The organism is Seohaeicola zhoushanensis (assembly GCF_014656415.1).
Taxonomy (GTDB): Bacteria; Pseudomonadota; Alphaproteobacteria; order Rhodobacterales; family Rhodobacteraceae; genus Seohaeicola_A; species Seohaeicola_A zhoushanensis.
The window spans coordinates 20,659-36,819 of the sequence record NZ_BNCJ01000029.1; the positions used below are offsets into that span (position 1 = coordinate 20,659).

The window sequence follows — 16,161 nt, forward strand, 5'->3', positions numbered from 1 at the left end:
GTTTGGCGAAGGCAGTGCCCGCGAAATGGGCGGGAAGCCGCCGAACAGGTTAACACGCGGGCAGAACCGCCCGGAATCCGGGCAATCCGGCGCACGCGTCTCAGCCACGGCGGAACAGGTTGCCGATGGTCTGGAACACCAGGTCGAAGTCGTAGCAGAGGCTGCGGTTGTCGCGGTAGATCAGGTCGAGCCGCGCCTTGGCCGGCACGCAAAGGCGAGAGTAGAGCGCGTCGGTCTCTTCGGGCGTGGTGCAGCGGGCGAGCAGGGCTGCCTCGTGGCGGTGATAGACGATGCTGGCCAGTCCGGTGACGCCAGGGCGGCATTGCAGTACCTCGGCGTAGAGTTCGGGGTGGCGCTCGACATACTGGCGCAGCGGTGGTCGCGGGCCGACGAAGGAGAGATCGCCCTTCAGGATGTTCCACAGCTGTGGGAACTCGTCGAGCCGCTTGGAACGTAGCCAGGCCCCCGCGGGGGTGATCCGCGCTGCCTTGTCGCCGCCCGAGACGCCGCTATCGGTGGCGGTGACGGTCATAGTGCGGAGCTTCCAGAGCCGGAAGGGCGCATCCACCCCCTTCATCCGCTCGGCAACGTAGAACAGCGGCCGACCCTGGCGGAGCAAGAGCCAAGTCAGCAGGGCGAGCATCACCGGCCCCAGCAGTAGGATCAGCAGCAAGGCGAAGAGGAGGTCGAGGGCGCGTTTCTGCGGGGTCATGCGGCCAGTCTCAAGCAGAGAGCGGCGTAGCAGGCAAGAGAATGTGGTGGCGTTCACCCTGCCCCACACCGAAGCTGCCACCGATTCGCGTACTTGTAACCGTCCAACCCCATGAACATGCGATCTTATTGCAGGTTGCTCACATCCTCTGGAGGTTTGGCTCCATCCCGAATGATGCAGCTTTGGAAGGAGAGTAGCTAACTTAACGATCACAGGGCCTTAACAAGCAACGGTTGAGCTCATCGGCTCGCAGGGAGCTAGGGTTGACTGCGTTTGTAAATTGCCAATACATGCAGCTGTGTGCCCTGCCGAAAAGTTTTCCTGACTATGGTGGGGCCGGTAGCGCGGACAAGGAGCAGTTTCTTTGCTAAATTATCGTTTCCCTTCCGCCAGTGAATTCACAGAAGTCTTGACCACGGGGCGTGCTGATATTGGAGAAAATATTCACATCGCACTTGACCCGGATCGAGGAATAATCAAACTGGAGCCCGAAGAATCATTCCGGTTGATATTTGAACCATCCTCCCCGGCCCCACGCTGGGTTGAGCTTGGTATTGCGCTACCCGACAAGGGTTGGCTGGAGTGCCGCAGCATTCACGTGAAATACATGGCCTGCGCACAAAAGCCAGCACGTGTTCGCGTGGCGTTGCGACTGCATAGGTCGGACGGCTTCTATGACCATTTTTCCGGACTTGACAACGAAGTCCATGGCATTCCGGAACACGTCAGCGCCGATTTCGTCATGTCAGCGCAATTGCTGGAACATGCTCAGAAATGTGATTTGCACCTGTTCTTCGAAAGCGCAGCCAACGTCTTCGACCTACACGACTTAGTCGTGACTGGACTCCGTTGACCGCTTGATCCAAGGAATACCTGCCATGAAGTTCTCTTGCATCATGACCACGTTCAACGACGGGGCAATCATGCGTCAGTCGGTGATGTCTGTTCTCAACCAGACCCATACGGATCTGGAACTCTTGATCGTCGATGATGGCTCAGGGCCGGAAACCCAAGCGATTTTGGAAGAATTCGACGACCCGCGGCTTAGCATCTTGCCGCAGGCCAATGACGGCCTCTCCTCGGCACGCAACCGCGGCCTGCATCACGCCAAGGGCGACTACATCTGCTTTCTGGATGCCGACGACATACGTGCCCCCTGGGCCTTTGCTGAAGTGGCTCGCGTCATTGCAGAATCCGGCGCCGAATTAATATTGGTGCGTGGCGCGTATTCTAGCGAGGTGACCCGGATTGCCCCATTTTTTGACGACGCCCATTTCAAATGTTTTCAGGAGGAATGCGCCGCCATGGGCTGCGCTGATTTGGCTGACCGTAAAGCTTGGGCAATCTCATGTGAACCGCAATCGGCAAACAAGTTCATCTCCCGCGATCTGGTCGATCGTGGAAAAATACGATTTCCCAATGACCATTTTTTCGAAGATATCCTGTTTCACGCGATGGCTGTTACCCATGCTCGATCGATCGAGTTTGTTAATTCATGCAATTATACCTATTTTCACCGTCAACTGCACCGGCAGACTACGGGGTCGAACGGTACGATCCGTTTCGACATCATTGGGAGCGCTCGCGTCACGCTACAACTGTTTCAGGAGCATTCGGATTTTAGCGATGCCCGCCAGCGCGGGGCCTTGATGCTCAGCATTCTGCGGTTGTTGAAATGGTGCGAGGAAAATATCGCGGTTTACCACCGTTACGCTTTTCGTCTCGCCCTACGTGAGACATTCCGTGGGATTAATCCGCTCTATTTCATCCTGCCGGAGGGTACGCCAGATCCAAGGTGCGAGCGCGATGTTTTGACCCGCTATGCTAAGGAGATCATGGGATGATCCCAAAATTGGATGTAGCCGCTCGAGACGAGACTGGTGTATTCGTCGACGTCAACGCCTTTGGGTCGAATGTGCGGTTGGAAGCTGCCCGGGATAGCGTGGCAGTCGCCCAGCGTCTGCGCGAACTGAAAGAGGACTACGAACGTTTCTTGGCGTCGCGCGTTCTGCCGAAAACAGGACTGTGCACCGACCTGGGGGCGGGCGAGGGATGGTTTGCCCTACCATTCGCGACAGCGTTTCCAGGATGGCGGGTCATCGCGTTCGAATCCGACACGGATGCATTTGCGCGACTGCAGGCCAATGTAGAGCGCCTTGGTCTGGAAAATGTGACCTGCATCAATGCATCTCTACACCCCGATTTGGAGCCTGCAACTGGCGAATCCCGTATACCCGGCAGTACTGAATTGCCTAAATCGCTGAAGAAGGCGCTTGCTCGTCCGGTGATGGGGACATTCACGCCAGTTCTGGCCTTCGCTCCCCGCGTTGCGCCAGCGAACGGCGCAAAGGATCAGACCGTTTCCTGTCCGGCCTTGCCGGTGGACATACTCGCAAAACTCGTGCCCGACCTGGTGAAGCTGGATGCGCCTGGCTGTGAGAAAGCTATTGCACGCACCCTGCGAGAGGTTCCAGTAGGTTTTCTGACCGGGCGGCTTTATTCATATGTGCCTTCGAGGCTGTTCCATCCCGCAGACGCGGCGGGAGCGCGGGAATTTTACCTTACCTATGGCGAATACGCCCTGCGCCGCGATTACGAGGACAATTTCCCAACCCGGCGGCCGCGCCTGGACGTGGTGGTCGCGATGTACAACACCCGCGACTATATTCTCGAATGCATCGACAGCGTTCTGGCCGACGGCAACCCGGACATCAACGTGATTGTCGTCGATGACGGCTCGACCGACGGATGTGGCGCTCTGGTGGCCAGCCGTTTCGCCGGTAATGACCGGGTCCGGCTGCTGTACAAAGCCAATGGCGGCTGTGCATCTGCGCGCAATTACGGCCGCCGGTATTCGGACGCTACTCATATCGCCTTTATCGATGCTGATGACCGCGTCGATCCTGGAATGTTCACTGCCCTGCTGGAGGTTGCCCGCTATACGGGCGCTTTCGTGACCGAGGCCGAGTTTGCGTTTCTGACTCTCGAAGAGGAAACCGGTTCCGAGGTGCTGACCCTCAGCTACGAGACTAGTACCTATCCCTTGCCCGGTGACAAAGGTGTCGGACCGCACGAGTTTTTCTGGATTTCCGGCCAGGCGATCGCTGCGGGGCAGCCGACAATCTGGCGCCGTGTTCATCGTCGCGACTTCCTGGACCGCAAAAATATCTGGTTCCCCGAACATGTGCGCGCTTTCGACGACCAGATTTTTCAACTCATGGTGGCGCACTATTCCGGCTCACTCGCGCACCTCAAGGGGCATGCCTATCATTACCGTCAGCACCCTGCGCAGGACATCAAACAGGGAGACGAGCGGCATTTCTACAGCTTCAACATGTTCCGCAAGCTGTTCCTGCGGGCGCTCGACGAGCACTGGCCCGATATCACGCCGCTTGCGCGCTCGCTGCTGAACACGATGGCCTGGTCATATGGCGGTCTGCGCGACGATCTCAAGATGACCTATCAGGAAGGCGCGGCCAAGTTCCTGGCAATAGTCTCCAAGACCTTCGATCACGTATTTACCCCGCAAGAACTGAGCAGTGTTGGGATTGAGGGGCTGGATTTCTTGGTGGACCGGCACCTGAAGGCAATACATGATCAGCCAGCGAACTATGGCTTTATGCGCTTGGAAAGTTGGCGCTGGCAACCCGAGTTCCTCCGCATGATGCAGGCGGTCAAGTCGGGAGACTAGTATTGCGCTTGCAGGAGGTTAGGAGCAGAGTAAGTGCCGTATGGACAGTATGGGGCCCGCGCTATGGGATCAGTCGATACTGTGTATCATGGCGGCGACCTTGGCGACTACAGCGGCATCGGCCACTGGCATGCGGTTCTCAAAATCTGGGTGTGGTTTGGCTTGGTTTGGGGGGAAAGGTACGAAGTCGCTGCCTAAATAGCGACGCGCCACCTGCCGATTACCGCCAGCAAAGCGGCGCATCACGTTGTGTTGCGCCTGCAGCGACAGTAACCCGGCACGAGTCTGCTGAAGTTGTAAGTGGTGTTGCTGTGTCATCTGCACCAATTTCACAACAAAGCTATGATGCCCAGCTTCGCGAGTGAAATGAGGGTTGCAAAGGCGCAGATACTCTAAAGCATCTGGCGGCAAGGAAACTTTTTGTAACACTGACACGTCAGGGACGCGAAAGGCGATTTGGCTCTGACAACCTATGGCATCCATGAAATCTTCGGTCACGGTCCCTTTCAGGTATTTTCTGTCGAACAGGCGCACCCGGATGTTCGTTTGACCGAAAACCTCGCTCCAACGGTTTAGGATAGTAAGGTTGTCAAGAAAAAATAGTGGTTGTTCCGCCACATAGGTTTCCAGCGTGCGTGCTTCGCGGGTCTGAAAATCCTTGACCAACTGATTGTAGTAACTTTCCAGATAGCGTTCGGGACTCCGTATGTAGAACAGAACTCGCACGTCATAGCGGTCCTTCAGAAGCTCAAGGCGGCTAAGATCCTGGAGCCATTCGAAATCTTCGGAACTGATAATTACCTGACTTGCGGAGCTGGCGTCGATCTCCTGCAGTGTTGCGGGCCAATCGCCCAAATCTTCCAGACTCGTTCCGCTCTGTGCCGTGTCGCGCAGTTGCCAGGCCAACGGGTGATGAGCTTGAAACTTGCGTCCGGTCGCAGGGTAAAGTACGCCCGCATGTTCCAAAAGATCGGAGCTGACTGCAAAGGTGTTTTGCAGGGTGGTGGTGGCGGTCTTGTGGGAACCGATATGGATATGAAGTGTTTTCTTGCTCATGTCGATCAGCCATACCTCGCGCCGTTTCCGTATATCTGAGCTGGTAAAAGGTTGAACAGGCAAATTCTGCCCCTTTCGTCCGCTCGGCGACACAGAACAGGGGAACCTCTGCTGTGCCGAGAGCCAGAGCAGCAGGCCGGCCTTTACCGGCGGCAGTCATGGCGCAAACGCGGAACGAGTACATCCTGGATCGTCCCGCATTAGAACTGGTCAGACCTCTTAGGTTTTTCCAATCACCGAAATCTACAGTTTTGGGCAGGGACACCCCAGAGCGACCCTTGCGGGATGTGCGCATAGCCTTCCCCGCCCACCTATCGGTGACAGCCCTCCCTCCTCTTGCTAAGGGTGAGGGAGTTTGACGAGGGTGATGATGCAGATCGAAGAAACGGCCCTGCCGGGCTTATTGGTCCTGACGCCCGCGCGCTTTGGCGATGCGCGGGGGTTCTTCAGCGAGAGCTGGAACCGCAAGACCCTTGAAAGCAAGGGGATCACGCTCGATTTCGTTCAGGACAACCACTCGGTTTCCGCCGCCGTGAACACCCTGCGCGGCCTGCATTTCCAGGCCCCGCCCCATGCCCAGGCCAAGCTGGTGCGCTGCGGGCGGGGGCGGATCTTCGACGTGGCGGTGGATATCAGGCGCGGCTCGCCCACCTGCGGCAACTGGTTCGGACTCGAACTCTCGGCGGAGAACGGGAAACAGTTGCTGATCCCGGCCGGCTTCCTCCACGGTTTCGCAACGCGCGAGCCGGACAGCGAAATTATCTACAAGTGCAGCGATTACTACGCCCCCGAGTGCGACGGCGCGGTGCTCTGGTCGAGCTGCGGCATCGACTGGGGGCTGACCGGCGAGCCGGTGCTCTCGGCCAAGGATGCGGCGGCAGTGCCCTTCGACACCTTCAAGAGCCCTTTCACCTGGGAGGGCGCGGCATGAAGCTCCTCGTGACCGGCGGGGCCGGCTTCATCGGTTCGGCGGTGGTGCGCCAGGCCATCGCCGCGGGGCATTCGGTGGTGAACCTCGACGCGCTGACCTATGCCGCCTGCCTCGACAATGTGGCCTCGGTGGCGGACCACCCCGCCTATGCCTTCGTCCATGCCGATATCCGCGACCGCGCCGCGCTCGACCGGGTATTCGCTGACCACGCCCCCGACGCGGTGATGCATCTCGCCGCCGAGAGCCATGTCGACCGCTCGATCGACGGCCCCGGCGCCTTCATCGAGACCAATGTGACCGGCACCTACACGCTGCTCGAGGCCGCCCGCGCCTTCTGGGTGGCGCAGGGGCGGCCCGAGACCTTTCGCTTTCACCATGTCTCGACCGACGAGGTCTTCGGCTCGCTGCCCGCCGACCCCGCGGTGAAATTCACCGAAGACACGCCCTATGACCCGCGCTCGCCGTATTCGGCGAGCAAGGCGGCCTCGGACCACTTGGTGCGGGCCTGGCACGAGACCTACGGCCTGCCGGTGGTGCTGACCAATTGCTCGAACAACTACGGCCCCTTCCACTTTCCCGAGAAGCTGGTGCCGGTGGTGATCCTGAACGCGCTGGCGGGCAAGCCCATCCCGGTCTACGGGCAGGGGCTGAACGTGCGCGACTGGCTGTTCGTCGAGGATCACGCCGATGCGCTGCTGACCGTGGTGCAGCAGGGCGCGGTCGGGCGGTCCTACAATATCGGCGGCGAGAACGAGGCCAGGAACATCGACCTGGTGCGCGCGATCTGCGCCATTCTAGACACTAAGCGGCCTAAATCGGGATCCTACGCCGATCAGATCACCTTCGTGACAGACCGTCCCGGCCATGACGCGCGCTATGCGATCGCCCCCGCGCGCATCCGCGCCGAGCTGGGCTGGCGGCCCTCGGTGACGCTGGAACAGGGGCTGGAGAAGACGGTGGACTGGTATCTGGCCAACGAGCCCTGGTGGCGGGCGCTGCAATCGCGGCAGGGCGTCGGCGAACGGCTGGGAGTGAAGGCATGAGCCTGCTGGTCTTCGGCAAAACTGGGCAACTGGCCCGCGAGCTGGCCCGTCGCGCGCCGGAGGCGCGCTTCCTGGGCCGCGACCAAGCCGATTTCACCGCCCCCCAGGCCTGCGCCGCGCAGGTCGATGGCGCCGAGGCGGTGATCATCGCCGCCGCTTACACCGCCGTCGACAAGGCGGAAAGCGAGGAGGCGCTGGCCACCACCGTCAACGCCGAGACGCCGGGTGCCATCGCGGCCGCCTGCGCCGAACGCGGTATCCCGCTGGTGCATGTCTCGACCGATTACGTCTTCGACGGCGCGGGCTCTGCGCCCTGGCGCACCGATGATGCCACCGGGCCGCTCGGCGCCTATGGCCGCACGAAGCTGAAGGGTGAGCAGGCGGTGACGGCGGCGGGCGGCGCGCATGTGATCCTGCGCACCTCCTGGGTGGTCTCGGCCCATGGCGCGAATTTCGTCAAGACCATGCTGCGGCTCGGGGCCGAGCGCGAGGTTCTGCGCGTCGTCGCCGACCAGGTCGGCGGGCCGACCCCGACGGGCGACCTGGCGGCGGCCTGCCTGGCGGCTGTACAGGGTCTGCAAAAGGGAATTCCCGGCGGCATCCACCATTTCGCCGGCGCGCCCGACGTCAGCTGGGCGGGCTTCGCGCGCGAGATCTTCGCCCAGGCCGGCCTGCCCTGCGCGGTCGAGGAGATCGCCACCGCCGACTATCCGACACCGGCGCGGCGCCCGGCCAATTCGCGCCTGGATTGTTCCGGGTTTGAGGCTGATTTCGGCGTAAAAAGGCCCGATTGGCGGGTCAGCCTGGCGGCGATCCTGAAGGAACTGGGGGCGGCATGACACGCAAGGGCATCATTCTCGCCGGGGGCTCGGGCACCCGGCTTTACCCGATCACCATGGGGCTGTCGAAGCAGCTGCTGCCGATCTACGACAAGCCGATGATCTACTACCCGCTCTCGGTGCTGATGCTGGCGGGCATCCGTGAGATCTGCCTCATCACCACGCCGCAGGACCAGGACCAGTTCAGGCGCACCTTGGGCGACGGGTCGCAATGGGGCGTGGCGCTCACCTATGTGGTGCAGCCCAGCCCCGACGGCCTCGCCCAGGCCTATATCCTGGCCGAGGAGTTCCTTGACGGCGCCCCCAGCGCCATGGTGTTAGGCGACAACATCTTCTTCGGCCACGGGCTGCCGGAGCTGATGGCGCGGGCGGATGCGCAAGAGGCCGGCGGCACCGTCTTCGGCTATCACGTCGCCGATCCCGAGCGCTATGGCGTGGTCGCCTTCGGCGCCGATGGCGCGGTCAGCGAGATCATCGAGAAACCCCCCGTGCCGCCCTCGAACTACGCGGTGACCGGGCTCTATTTCCTCGACGGCACCGCCCCGGCCCGCGCCCGCGCGGTGACGCCTTCGCCCCGGGGCGAGCTGGAGATCACCTCGCTGCTCGGCATGTATCTCGCCGAGGGGGCGCTTCGGGTCGAGACCATGGGCCGCGGCTATGCCTGGCTCGACACCGGCACCCATGCCAGCCTGCTCGACGCCGGGAATTTCGTGCGCACGCTCGAGGAACGCCAGGGCCTGCAGGCCGGCTGCCCCGAGGAAATCGCCTTCCAGAAGGGCTGGATCAGCCGCGAGGAGCTGCGCGCCCGCGCCGAGATCTTCGCCAAGAACAGCTATGGCGCCTACCTGAAGGGGTTGCTCAGGGAATAGGACCGGCAATCCGCCGCGCGCCCGGCCGCGCCGGGGGAACCCCGGTGCCGGCCCGGCCGTTGCCTTCTCATATGAGGAGGTATTCCCAAATGACCACCAGCACGCATCCGCTCGTGTCGTCGGACAATGTCAACGGCACCGATGTCTATGGCCGCGACGGCGCCCATATCGGCGCGATCGACCACCTGATGATCGACAAGGCCTCGGGCAAGGTCGCCTATGCTGTCATGGGCTTCGGCGGCTTCTTGGGCCTGGGCGAGGACTATCGCCCGGTGCCATGGGGCAAGCTCACCTACGACCCCGTGCAGGGCGGTTTCGTCACCGACCTGACAGAGGCCGAGGTGCAGGGCGCGCCCGAACGTCACGACCGCTGGTACGACGACCGCGACTGGGAGCGGCGTACCCACGAGCATTACGGCGTGCCGATCTACTGGATCTAAGAAAACCGGTCATGTCCGGACGAATATATGGGCATCTGCCGGAAGGCCGCGCCTCAGTTCGTCAGATTGTTGGCCCGCCCGAAGATGCTGAAGACATTGCCGACGATGTTGGAGATGGTTAGTGCATCCTGGATCGGGCTCTCGGTCGCGACTAGCAGGTCACCCGGGTTGATGTCGAAGTTGCGGGCCGAGAACAGCCCGTCGGCGGTGGTCAGGTCCACGGTGAAGACCACCCGGCTCTGCCGCGGCCCCCGCACCCCGGCGCTGACCGCGCTGGCCGGGTATTCGCGCAGGATCAGGAGGCCCTTGGGATCGGCCTTGCTGTCCTGCAGCCCGCCCATGATCGAGACCGCGTCCATCGCCGAGACATGGTCGCGGGTGAAACGGTGCTGCGCCTCGTTCCCCGCTGCGCCGAAAGAGAGGAAATAGCGGGTGTCGGCCTCGACGAAGACCCGGTCGCCGCCGACCAGTCTGGTGTCGAGCGCCGGCCGGTCGAGCAGCGCCTCGACCGAGGTGCCATAGATCCGGCCACCCCGCATCAGCCGGATCTGCGGGTTGTTCAGATCGGTGCGCACACCGCCACCGGCGGCGATCAGGCTTAGAACCGAGTAGTTGCGGTCGGGCATCGGGTAGCTGCCGGGTGCCGCAACTCCGCCGACCAGGTCGACCGAGTTGTAGCGGCCCTCGGTCAGGCTCAGCTGCACCTGGGCCGAGGGGATGATCGCCTCCATCGCCCGCTGCACCTCCTCGCGGGCGAGATCGGCGGTCAGGCCGCGCACCGTCACCTTGCCGACATAGGGCAGGTAGACCGTGCCATTGGATGCGACCTCCATATCGGCCAGCTGGATGTCCTTCTGGGTCGGCGCGGTCAGCAGCGAATTGTCGGAACTGTCCCAGATCCGGATGTTCAACCGATCGCCGGGCTGGATCAGCTGGTGACGCGCGCCGGCGCTGGCGCCGATCCAGCCGAGCCGCTCCTGCTTGCCGGTGGCCGGCCATTGCGCCACCGTGGGCAGGAAGGCGCGGGTCACCGGGTAGACCGCCAGGTCGGGCACCGGTTCGCCGGCCTCGCGAACGACATCGCGGGCGACGGGAGCGCCGCCGGGCAGGTGTCCGCAGGCGGAGGTCAGCAGCAGCCCCGCAAGGGCGATCAGGATCATCGGATTGTACATGGGACGGGTGAGCCTGCGGTCTGGGACGTTGCATTTTTCCCGCCAGAGGATACTGGCGGAAGAGGGTCGGTCAACTGCTACAGGAGTGGTCATGGAAAAGCCAAGCGTTTTGGTGCTCGGATCGACCGGGCGGATCGGCGCCCTCCTGCGCAGCCGCTGGCCCGCCGGACTTGCCTACTGGGAAGGGCGCGCGGCCTTCGCCGACCCGGAGGTACTGGCAGCGGCGGCGCGGGGATGCACCGCGATCCTCTGCCTCGCCGGGGTCACCCCGTCCGCGGCGGCGCGGGGCGGCGATCTTGCCGACAATACCCGCCTGGCGCTGACCGCACTACGCGCCGGGGCGGCGGCCGGGGCGCGGGTGCTTCTGGCCTCCTCCGCGGCGGTCTACGGCGCCGGGGGCGGCGAGGAAACCGCTAGGTTAGAGCCTGCAACTGACTATGGCCGCGCTAAAGTCGCAATGGAGCGCGCGGCCGCTGCCCTAGCCACCAAACTCGACGTCGCGGCCTGCGCCCTGCGGATCGGCAATATCGCCGGGCTCGACGCCGCGCTCGGCGGCTGGCGGCCGGGCTGTCAACTCGATAGCTTCCCCGGCGGCGCCACCCCGCGACGGTCCTGGATCGGCATGGTGACCTTGGCCGACCAGCTGGTCGCGCTATGTACGCGCAACGACCTGCCCACGGCGCTGAACATCGCCCAGCCGGGCACGGTGGAGATGGGCGCGCTGCTCGACGCCGCCGGCCTGCCCTGGCGCCCGCGCCCGGCCCCGCCCGAGGCAATCGCCGAGGTGACGCTCGACCTCACCCGCCTCGCCGGCCTGCTGCCGCTGGTCCCCGCCACGCCCGAGGGGCTGGTGGCGGAATGGCGCGCATCCTCTGTAGTTTGAAGATACCGCCGGCGAAAGGTTTGTCAGAGCGGCGCCTGGTAGAAGGCGCGCGGAGCCCGTCCCTCGGACAGGTCGGCGGCAAAGGCGCGGGCGGTGTCGAGCGCCTCGCGGATGGTCACGTCCATGTCGAGGTAGCGATAGGTGCCAAGCCGCCCGACGAAGGTGACACCCTGGGTCTTCTCGGCCAGCGCTACGTAATCCGAGAGCAGCGCCTTCTCCCTGACCTGGCGGATCGGGTAGTAGGGAATGTCGTCCGGCGTGCATTTGCGCGAGAATTCTCGGTAGCAGACCGAGCCCTCGTGGCTTTCCCAGGGCGCGAAATGCTTGTGCTCAGTGATGCGCGTATAGGGCACCTCGACCTCGCCGTAGTTCATCACCGCGCAGCCCTGGTAATCGCCCTGATAGGTGAAACGCTCGAAGTCCAACGTGCGATAGCCAAGCCGGCCCAACTCGTAGCCGAACCAGCCGTCCAGCGCGCCGGAATAGAAGACGTGGTCATACTCCGCCGCCTGGGAACGGTCGAAAACAGTCTCTAATTTGACCGAAATGCGGGGATGATCAAGGATCGCCGCGACCATCTCTGTATAGCCGTTCTCGGGCATGCCCTGGTATTTGTGGAAGAAATAATTGTCGTCGTAGTTGAAGCGCACCGGCAGCCGCTTGAGGATCGAGGCCGGCAGTTCCGAGGGGTGGCAGCCCCATTGCTTCATGGTGTAGCCCTTGAAGAAGGCCTCGTAGAGGTCGCGCCCGACAAAGCGCATCGCCTGGTCCTCGAAGGTCTGCGGATCGGCAATCGAAGTATCGGCCTGTTCGGTGGTGATGAATTCATGGGCTTCGTCGGGGCGCATGGTGCGCCGGAAGAACTGGTTGATTGTGTGCAGGTTCACCGGCAGCGAATAGACCTCGCGCTCACCCGAGACGCCTTTCGAGGTGGTCTTCACCCGGTTCTTGTAGGGTAAGAAGGTGGTGTAAGAGTTGACGTAATCCCAGACCTCGGAATCGTCGGTGTGGAAGATATGCGGCCCGTAGACATGCACCATTACCCCAGTCTCGGCGTCTCGCTCGGTATGGCAGTTGCCACCGACATGGGAGCGCGCATCGACCACCGTCACGTCATGGCCAGCCTCGGCCAGATGGCGGCCGATCACCGCGCCGGAAAGCCCGGCGCCGACCATGAGGAATTTTGTTGTCGACATGTTCTGCCCTTCATTGACCTATGCACCCGTTTAAACGGAATATCCTCCCCGGCTTCAAGCCCGGCAAGACGGCGCCGATGCCCGGGAACGTGATTGCTGGCCTGGAGGGCGGCTGTTAGCCTAATCCCGTCTCCCGTCTCCCGAGTATCGCCATGCCCTCCCGTTTCCGCCTCGCCCTCCTTCTGGTGCTGGCGCTTGCCGGGGGGCCGGCCTTGGCACAGACCTGCACGCTCGACGGCATTGCCGTCGCAGCGGGGCAGAGCGCGACCTTCTACAGCGCCCGCAGCGTGCCGCGCGGGCAAAGCTGCGCCGCGATCGCCCAACCACGCCGCTGCGGCAACGGGCGGCTCGGCGGCGCCGTAGCCTTCGGACATGCCCGCTGCACCGAGCTCGAGGACTTCCTTGGCGTCAACACCAACCGGCAAGTCGGCGATCTCGATCCGGTCCTTCTAGCGCGCAGCGGCACCGCTTGGATCCGCTCGAACATCGAGGTGCTGGAATACAAGGAACAGCAGGACAACGGGCGGCGTGATCCGAAATGGGATTTCGGTGACTGGCAGATCTATATCGCTGCCGCCGACGGCACCCGGCGCAAAGCGATCCTGAACCTAATGTGGAATTTCGAGGCGAAGCAGCGGCATCCGCCGCGCCCCGGCTCACCCGAAGAGGCCGATCTGTTCGGCTTTCTCGACCAGGTGATCCTCGACACCCTGGCCCCCCATGTGGAGATCATCGTCACGGGCAACGAGCCCTTCATCAACACGCTGCAGACCGACTGGGAACCTAACCCGGCCTATGGCGGCATTCCGCTGGTGGTCTTCTACGAACGGCTGACCGTGCACGTGCATGACTACCTGGTCTCCCGTGGCCTGCGCGACAGGGTCGAGGTTTATGTCGGTGCCTTCACCCGGCTGCAGTCGAAAAAGATGCAGCACCAGCCCGCGGTGGGCCAGCTCCTCGGCTTTGCCGAGAGCGCACCTTTCGTCGACGGTGTCGACATGCATGCCCATGTGGCCAGCCTTGAGGAGATGGAGGCGGCGCTGCGCTTCATGCGGGGCGCGATCAGCAAACCGGTCATCGTCACCGAGTTTTCCTTCATCTGGCGCATGCAGGAGGCGCTGAAGGGCGGCGACCGGCTGGGCGCGGCTTTTGCCGGGCGCTGGGGGCACGATCCGAAACAGACTAGCGCCGCCTACATGGCCTGTGAGGTCTTCGGCACTGGCAAGGGCTGTAAGGACAAGGGGCCGGTCAGCAAGGCGGAATGGGACGATTTCATGGCCACGCGGCCTTGGTTCATCGACCATTTCATCCTGAAGGCCGATGCGCTGTTCCGCGAATATGGCATCCGCGGTGCCACATTCGGGCTGGTGCAGAACAGGCCGAACAAGCGCCGGCTCAATCCCGACCGGGCGCCCTGGTACCTCGGCTACCTGTTCTCTGCCGCGGCGGTGCTCCCAGGCGCCGACGGGGCGGCGCCGAATTACCAGTATCTCGACGACTTCCTCGCGATCCAGCACAGCCGGCCGCCGCTGCAATAGGCTCAGGCCAGCCGACGCTCCCAGTAGGCGCGAGTGGTCTGGGCGTCGTAGCCCTCGCGGTAGGCGGCCTTGATACTGTCGAATTCGCGCAGGAAGCGGGTCAGCGTTTTGGTCATCTGCCAAGCCATGGCGAAGAAGGCCCGTTTCGACTGGGTCACGGTATAGGCCTTGTCGCGGGCGGTGTTCAGATAGGTGATCTGCGTCGCGCCAAGCGCCGGGTAGACTAGGCCCCGGTCTGCCATGCCCAGCACGACGCGGTCCCAGCGGCGCGCAGAGAAGGGCACCAGGTGACCGTTCAGCGTCCAGAGCCCCAGACGGGTGCGCCACTTGCGCGGCAGACGGGTCAGGCGCCGGCGTTCCGGCGGTAGCGTACCGACCTCCTGCCAGACCTCGGTCTTCATCATCTCCTTGATGGTCGCCCGCCGCGCCGCCATGTCGATATTGGCGTCGAAGAATTGCGGCCCCGCCATCACGTCCTTCCACGCCAGCATCTGTGCCGCCGCGCTCTCGTAGTGGAAGCGCAGCATCGAGCGCATGATGAAGCGCAGCGCCACCTGCGCTGTCCCCAGCGCGCTGCGGTGCAAACGGGGCGTGACCAGGTGCTGGATCAGGTGGTTGCGCAGGTCGAGATAGAGGGTCTGGGCGCTCTCCTTCTCCGAGAAATCGTCCTGGAACGAGACCACGCCGTTCAGCGTGGAGATCTCGAAATCGTTCATCAACGAAAACGAGATGTCGTCGCCCCGCACAAAGAAGGGGAAGGGGTGGTGTTTCACCTCAGCAATGGCGAAGGCGAAAAACCACCAGCCGCCGTAGAAGGTGGTGGGCCGCGCACGGTCCGATTCATGCTCCATCTCGAATACCTCGTCGCGGTTCCTCAGGTCGGTGCCGCAGAACTGTGGCCTGCAGGAGCCGTCGAAATAGGCACCGTTCTCCCACATTGCCCACTTGTGGGTGTTGTTGATCATCGCCCCCGCGACTGCGGCGCGCCGCGAAAGGGCCAGCGCCAGGAAGACATAGGCGCGGGCGATATTCTCCATGTGGAAGGAGGCGTCGTCATCCATGAACAGGCAATGGCTGAAGCCCGCCCCCTCGGCCTCGAGCACGCCGCGAGCAAAGCCGCCGGCGCCACCGTAATTGTGGTTGACGAAGGGCGTGACTTTGTTGCTGGGGGCGATGCCGGCGCTGTTGCCGTTGTCGACCACCTGCACATGAACCTGGTCGCCGAATTCGAAGGTCGCCAGGAAATCCTCCAGCCGCGCCACCGTTGCGCGCACCTGTTCCTCGCGTTTGAAAGTGGTGATCGAGACCGCCAGCCGGGGCAGCTCCGCCGGCACCGTCCGGGTAAGGAACCGCCCGCCCGAGACCGTGGCGCCGGTGGAGTCCAGCCCCTTGATCTCGACGAAGACCAGACCCTGTGTAGAGCGATTGGCGTAATTCGATACGTCCACCAAGTAAGGCGACCCAACCTCGAGCATGACTACCTCGCAATGCAGGATCTCCCAGGATTGCTCGGGGATCGCCTGGAGCACCCGCACCTCGACCCGACCGGCACCGCGGATCTCGGCGAAGAGCCCGTCGAGCGTGCAGGCGCGGTGCCACTTACCGAGATTGAAGAGGTTGAAATAGGTGTCGAAGACGACCGTCGCCCCCTCGCCCAGCCAGATCTCGCCATTGTGCTGCGACAGGCCGAAGGCCCCCGAGGCATGGAAGTAGAGCGAATGCTCGGTGCAGATGACCGGGTCAGGCATCAGGAAGTTCTGCAGGGTGATCATGGGTCGCGTCTTCAGTCCA

The 16,161-nt window shown here is 62.9% G+C and carries 15 protein-coding genes; 10 read left to right on the plus strand and 5 right to left on the minus strand.

From position 1 onward, the window contains the following. Positions 1–100: 100 nt before the first annotated feature. Positions 101–712, minus strand: a complete 612-nt coding sequence (locus IE266_RS24165; protein ID WP_189682708.1) for a sugar transferase — start codon at positions 710–712, stop codon at positions 101–103. Between the two features lie 364 nt (positions 713–1,076). Between IE266_RS24165 and IE266_RS24170 the strand changes: the two genes are divergently transcribed. Genes IE266_RS24170 through IE266_RS24180 form a run of 3 tightly spaced genes read left to right on the plus strand, consistent with a single transcriptional unit; the run spans position 1,077 to position 4,403 of the window. Then, positions 1,077–1,565, plus strand: coding sequence for a hypothetical protein (locus IE266_RS24170; RefSeq protein ID WP_189682709.1), 489 nt, complete (start codon positions 1,077–1,079; stop codon positions 1,563–1,565). Positions 1,566–1,608: 43 nt separating this feature from the next. Next, positions 1,609–2,556, plus strand: coding sequence for a glycosyltransferase family 2 protein (locus tag IE266_RS24175; RefSeq protein WP_189682710.1), 948 nt, complete (start codon positions 1,609–1,611; stop codon positions 2,554–2,556). Further along, positions 2,553–4,403 (plus strand): FkbM family methyltransferase, encoded by a 1,851-nt coding sequence (locus tag IE266_RS24180; RefSeq protein WP_189682711.1) that lies wholly within the window; start codon positions 2,553–2,555, stop codon positions 4,401–4,403. The genes IE266_RS24175 and IE266_RS24180 overlap by 4 nt, the downstream gene beginning before the upstream one ends. Before the next feature lie 69 nt (positions 4,404–4,472). On the opposite strand, the gene IE266_RS24185 is transcribed toward IE266_RS24180, so the two are convergent. Next, complete coding sequence (locus tag IE266_RS24185) at positions 4,473–5,459, minus strand: hypothetical protein (RefSeq protein WP_189682712.1); 987 nt, start codon at positions 5,457–5,459, stop codon at positions 4,473–4,475. Positions 5,460–5,829: 370 nt separating this feature from the next. Here IE266_RS24185 and rfbC point away from each other — a divergent pair, with 370 nt between their 5' ends. From rfbC to IE266_RS24210, 5 genes are all read left to right on the plus strand, one after another. Then, positions 5,830–6,390, plus strand: a complete 561-nt coding sequence (rfbC, locus tag IE266_RS24190) for a dTDP-4-dehydrorhamnose 3,5-epimerase (protein WP_189682713.1) — start codon at positions 5,830–5,832, stop codon at positions 6,388–6,390. Further along, positions 6,387–7,433 (plus strand): dTDP-glucose 4,6-dehydratase, encoded by a 1,047-nt coding sequence (gene rfbB / locus IE266_RS24195; RefSeq protein ID WP_189682714.1) that lies wholly within the window; start codon positions 6,387–6,389, stop codon positions 7,431–7,433. The genes rfbC and rfbB overlap by 4 nt, the downstream gene beginning before the upstream one ends. Then, on the plus strand, positions 7,430–8,272 hold the full coding sequence (gene rfbD / locus IE266_RS24200) for a dTDP-4-dehydrorhamnose reductase (protein WP_189682715.1): 843 nt from the start codon (positions 7,430–7,432) through the stop codon (positions 8,270–8,272). Before rfbB ends, rfbD begins: the two co-directional genes overlap by 4 nt. Beyond that, positions 8,269–9,141 carry a glucose-1-phosphate thymidylyltransferase RfbA gene (gene rfbA / locus IE266_RS24205; protein WP_189682716.1) on the plus strand — a complete coding sequence of 291 codons (873 nt, stop codon included), beginning with the start codon at positions 8,269–8,271 and terminating at the stop codon, positions 9,139–9,141. The genes rfbD and rfbA overlap by 4 nt, the downstream gene beginning before the upstream one ends. Positions 9,142–9,230: 89 nt before the next feature. Continuing rightward, complete coding sequence (locus tag IE266_RS24210) at positions 9,231–9,581, plus strand: PRC-barrel domain-containing protein (RefSeq protein ID WP_189682717.1); 351 nt, start codon at positions 9,231–9,233, stop codon at positions 9,579–9,581. 53 nt (positions 9,582–9,634) lie between these two features. Here IE266_RS24210 and IE266_RS24215 read toward each other — a convergent pair whose 3' ends face one another. Continuing rightward, positions 9,635–10,753, minus strand: a complete 1,119-nt coding sequence (locus IE266_RS24215) for a polysaccharide biosynthesis/export family protein (RefSeq protein ID WP_189682718.1) — start codon at positions 10,751–10,753, stop codon at positions 9,635–9,637. Positions 10,754–10,844: 91 nt separating this feature from the next. Between IE266_RS24215 and IE266_RS24220 the strand changes: the two genes are divergently transcribed. Then, on the plus strand, positions 10,845–11,636 hold the full coding sequence (locus IE266_RS24220; protein WP_189682719.1) for an NAD-dependent epimerase/dehydratase family protein: 792 nt from the start codon (positions 10,845–10,847) through the stop codon (positions 11,634–11,636). Positions 11,637–11,659: 23 nt separating this feature from the next. Here the strand turns inward: IE266_RS24220 and glf are convergent, their stop codons facing one another. Beyond that, complete coding sequence (glf, locus tag IE266_RS24225; protein ID WP_189682720.1) at positions 11,660–12,832, minus strand: UDP-galactopyranose mutase; 1,173 nt, start codon at positions 12,830–12,832, stop codon at positions 11,660–11,662. A gap of 152 nt (positions 12,833–12,984) precedes the next feature. On the opposite strand from glf, the gene IE266_RS24230 reads away from it, so the two are divergent. Next, positions 12,985–14,370 (plus strand): hypothetical protein, encoded by a 1,386-nt coding sequence (locus IE266_RS24230; protein WP_189682721.1) that lies wholly within the window; start codon positions 12,985–12,987, stop codon positions 14,368–14,370. 2 nt (positions 14,371–14,372) lie between these two features. Here IE266_RS24230 and IE266_RS24235 read toward each other — a convergent pair. Further along, positions 14,373–16,161: hypothetical protein (locus tag IE266_RS24235; protein ID WP_229864450.1), on the minus strand; the 1,789-nt coding region annotated here is incomplete at its 5' end.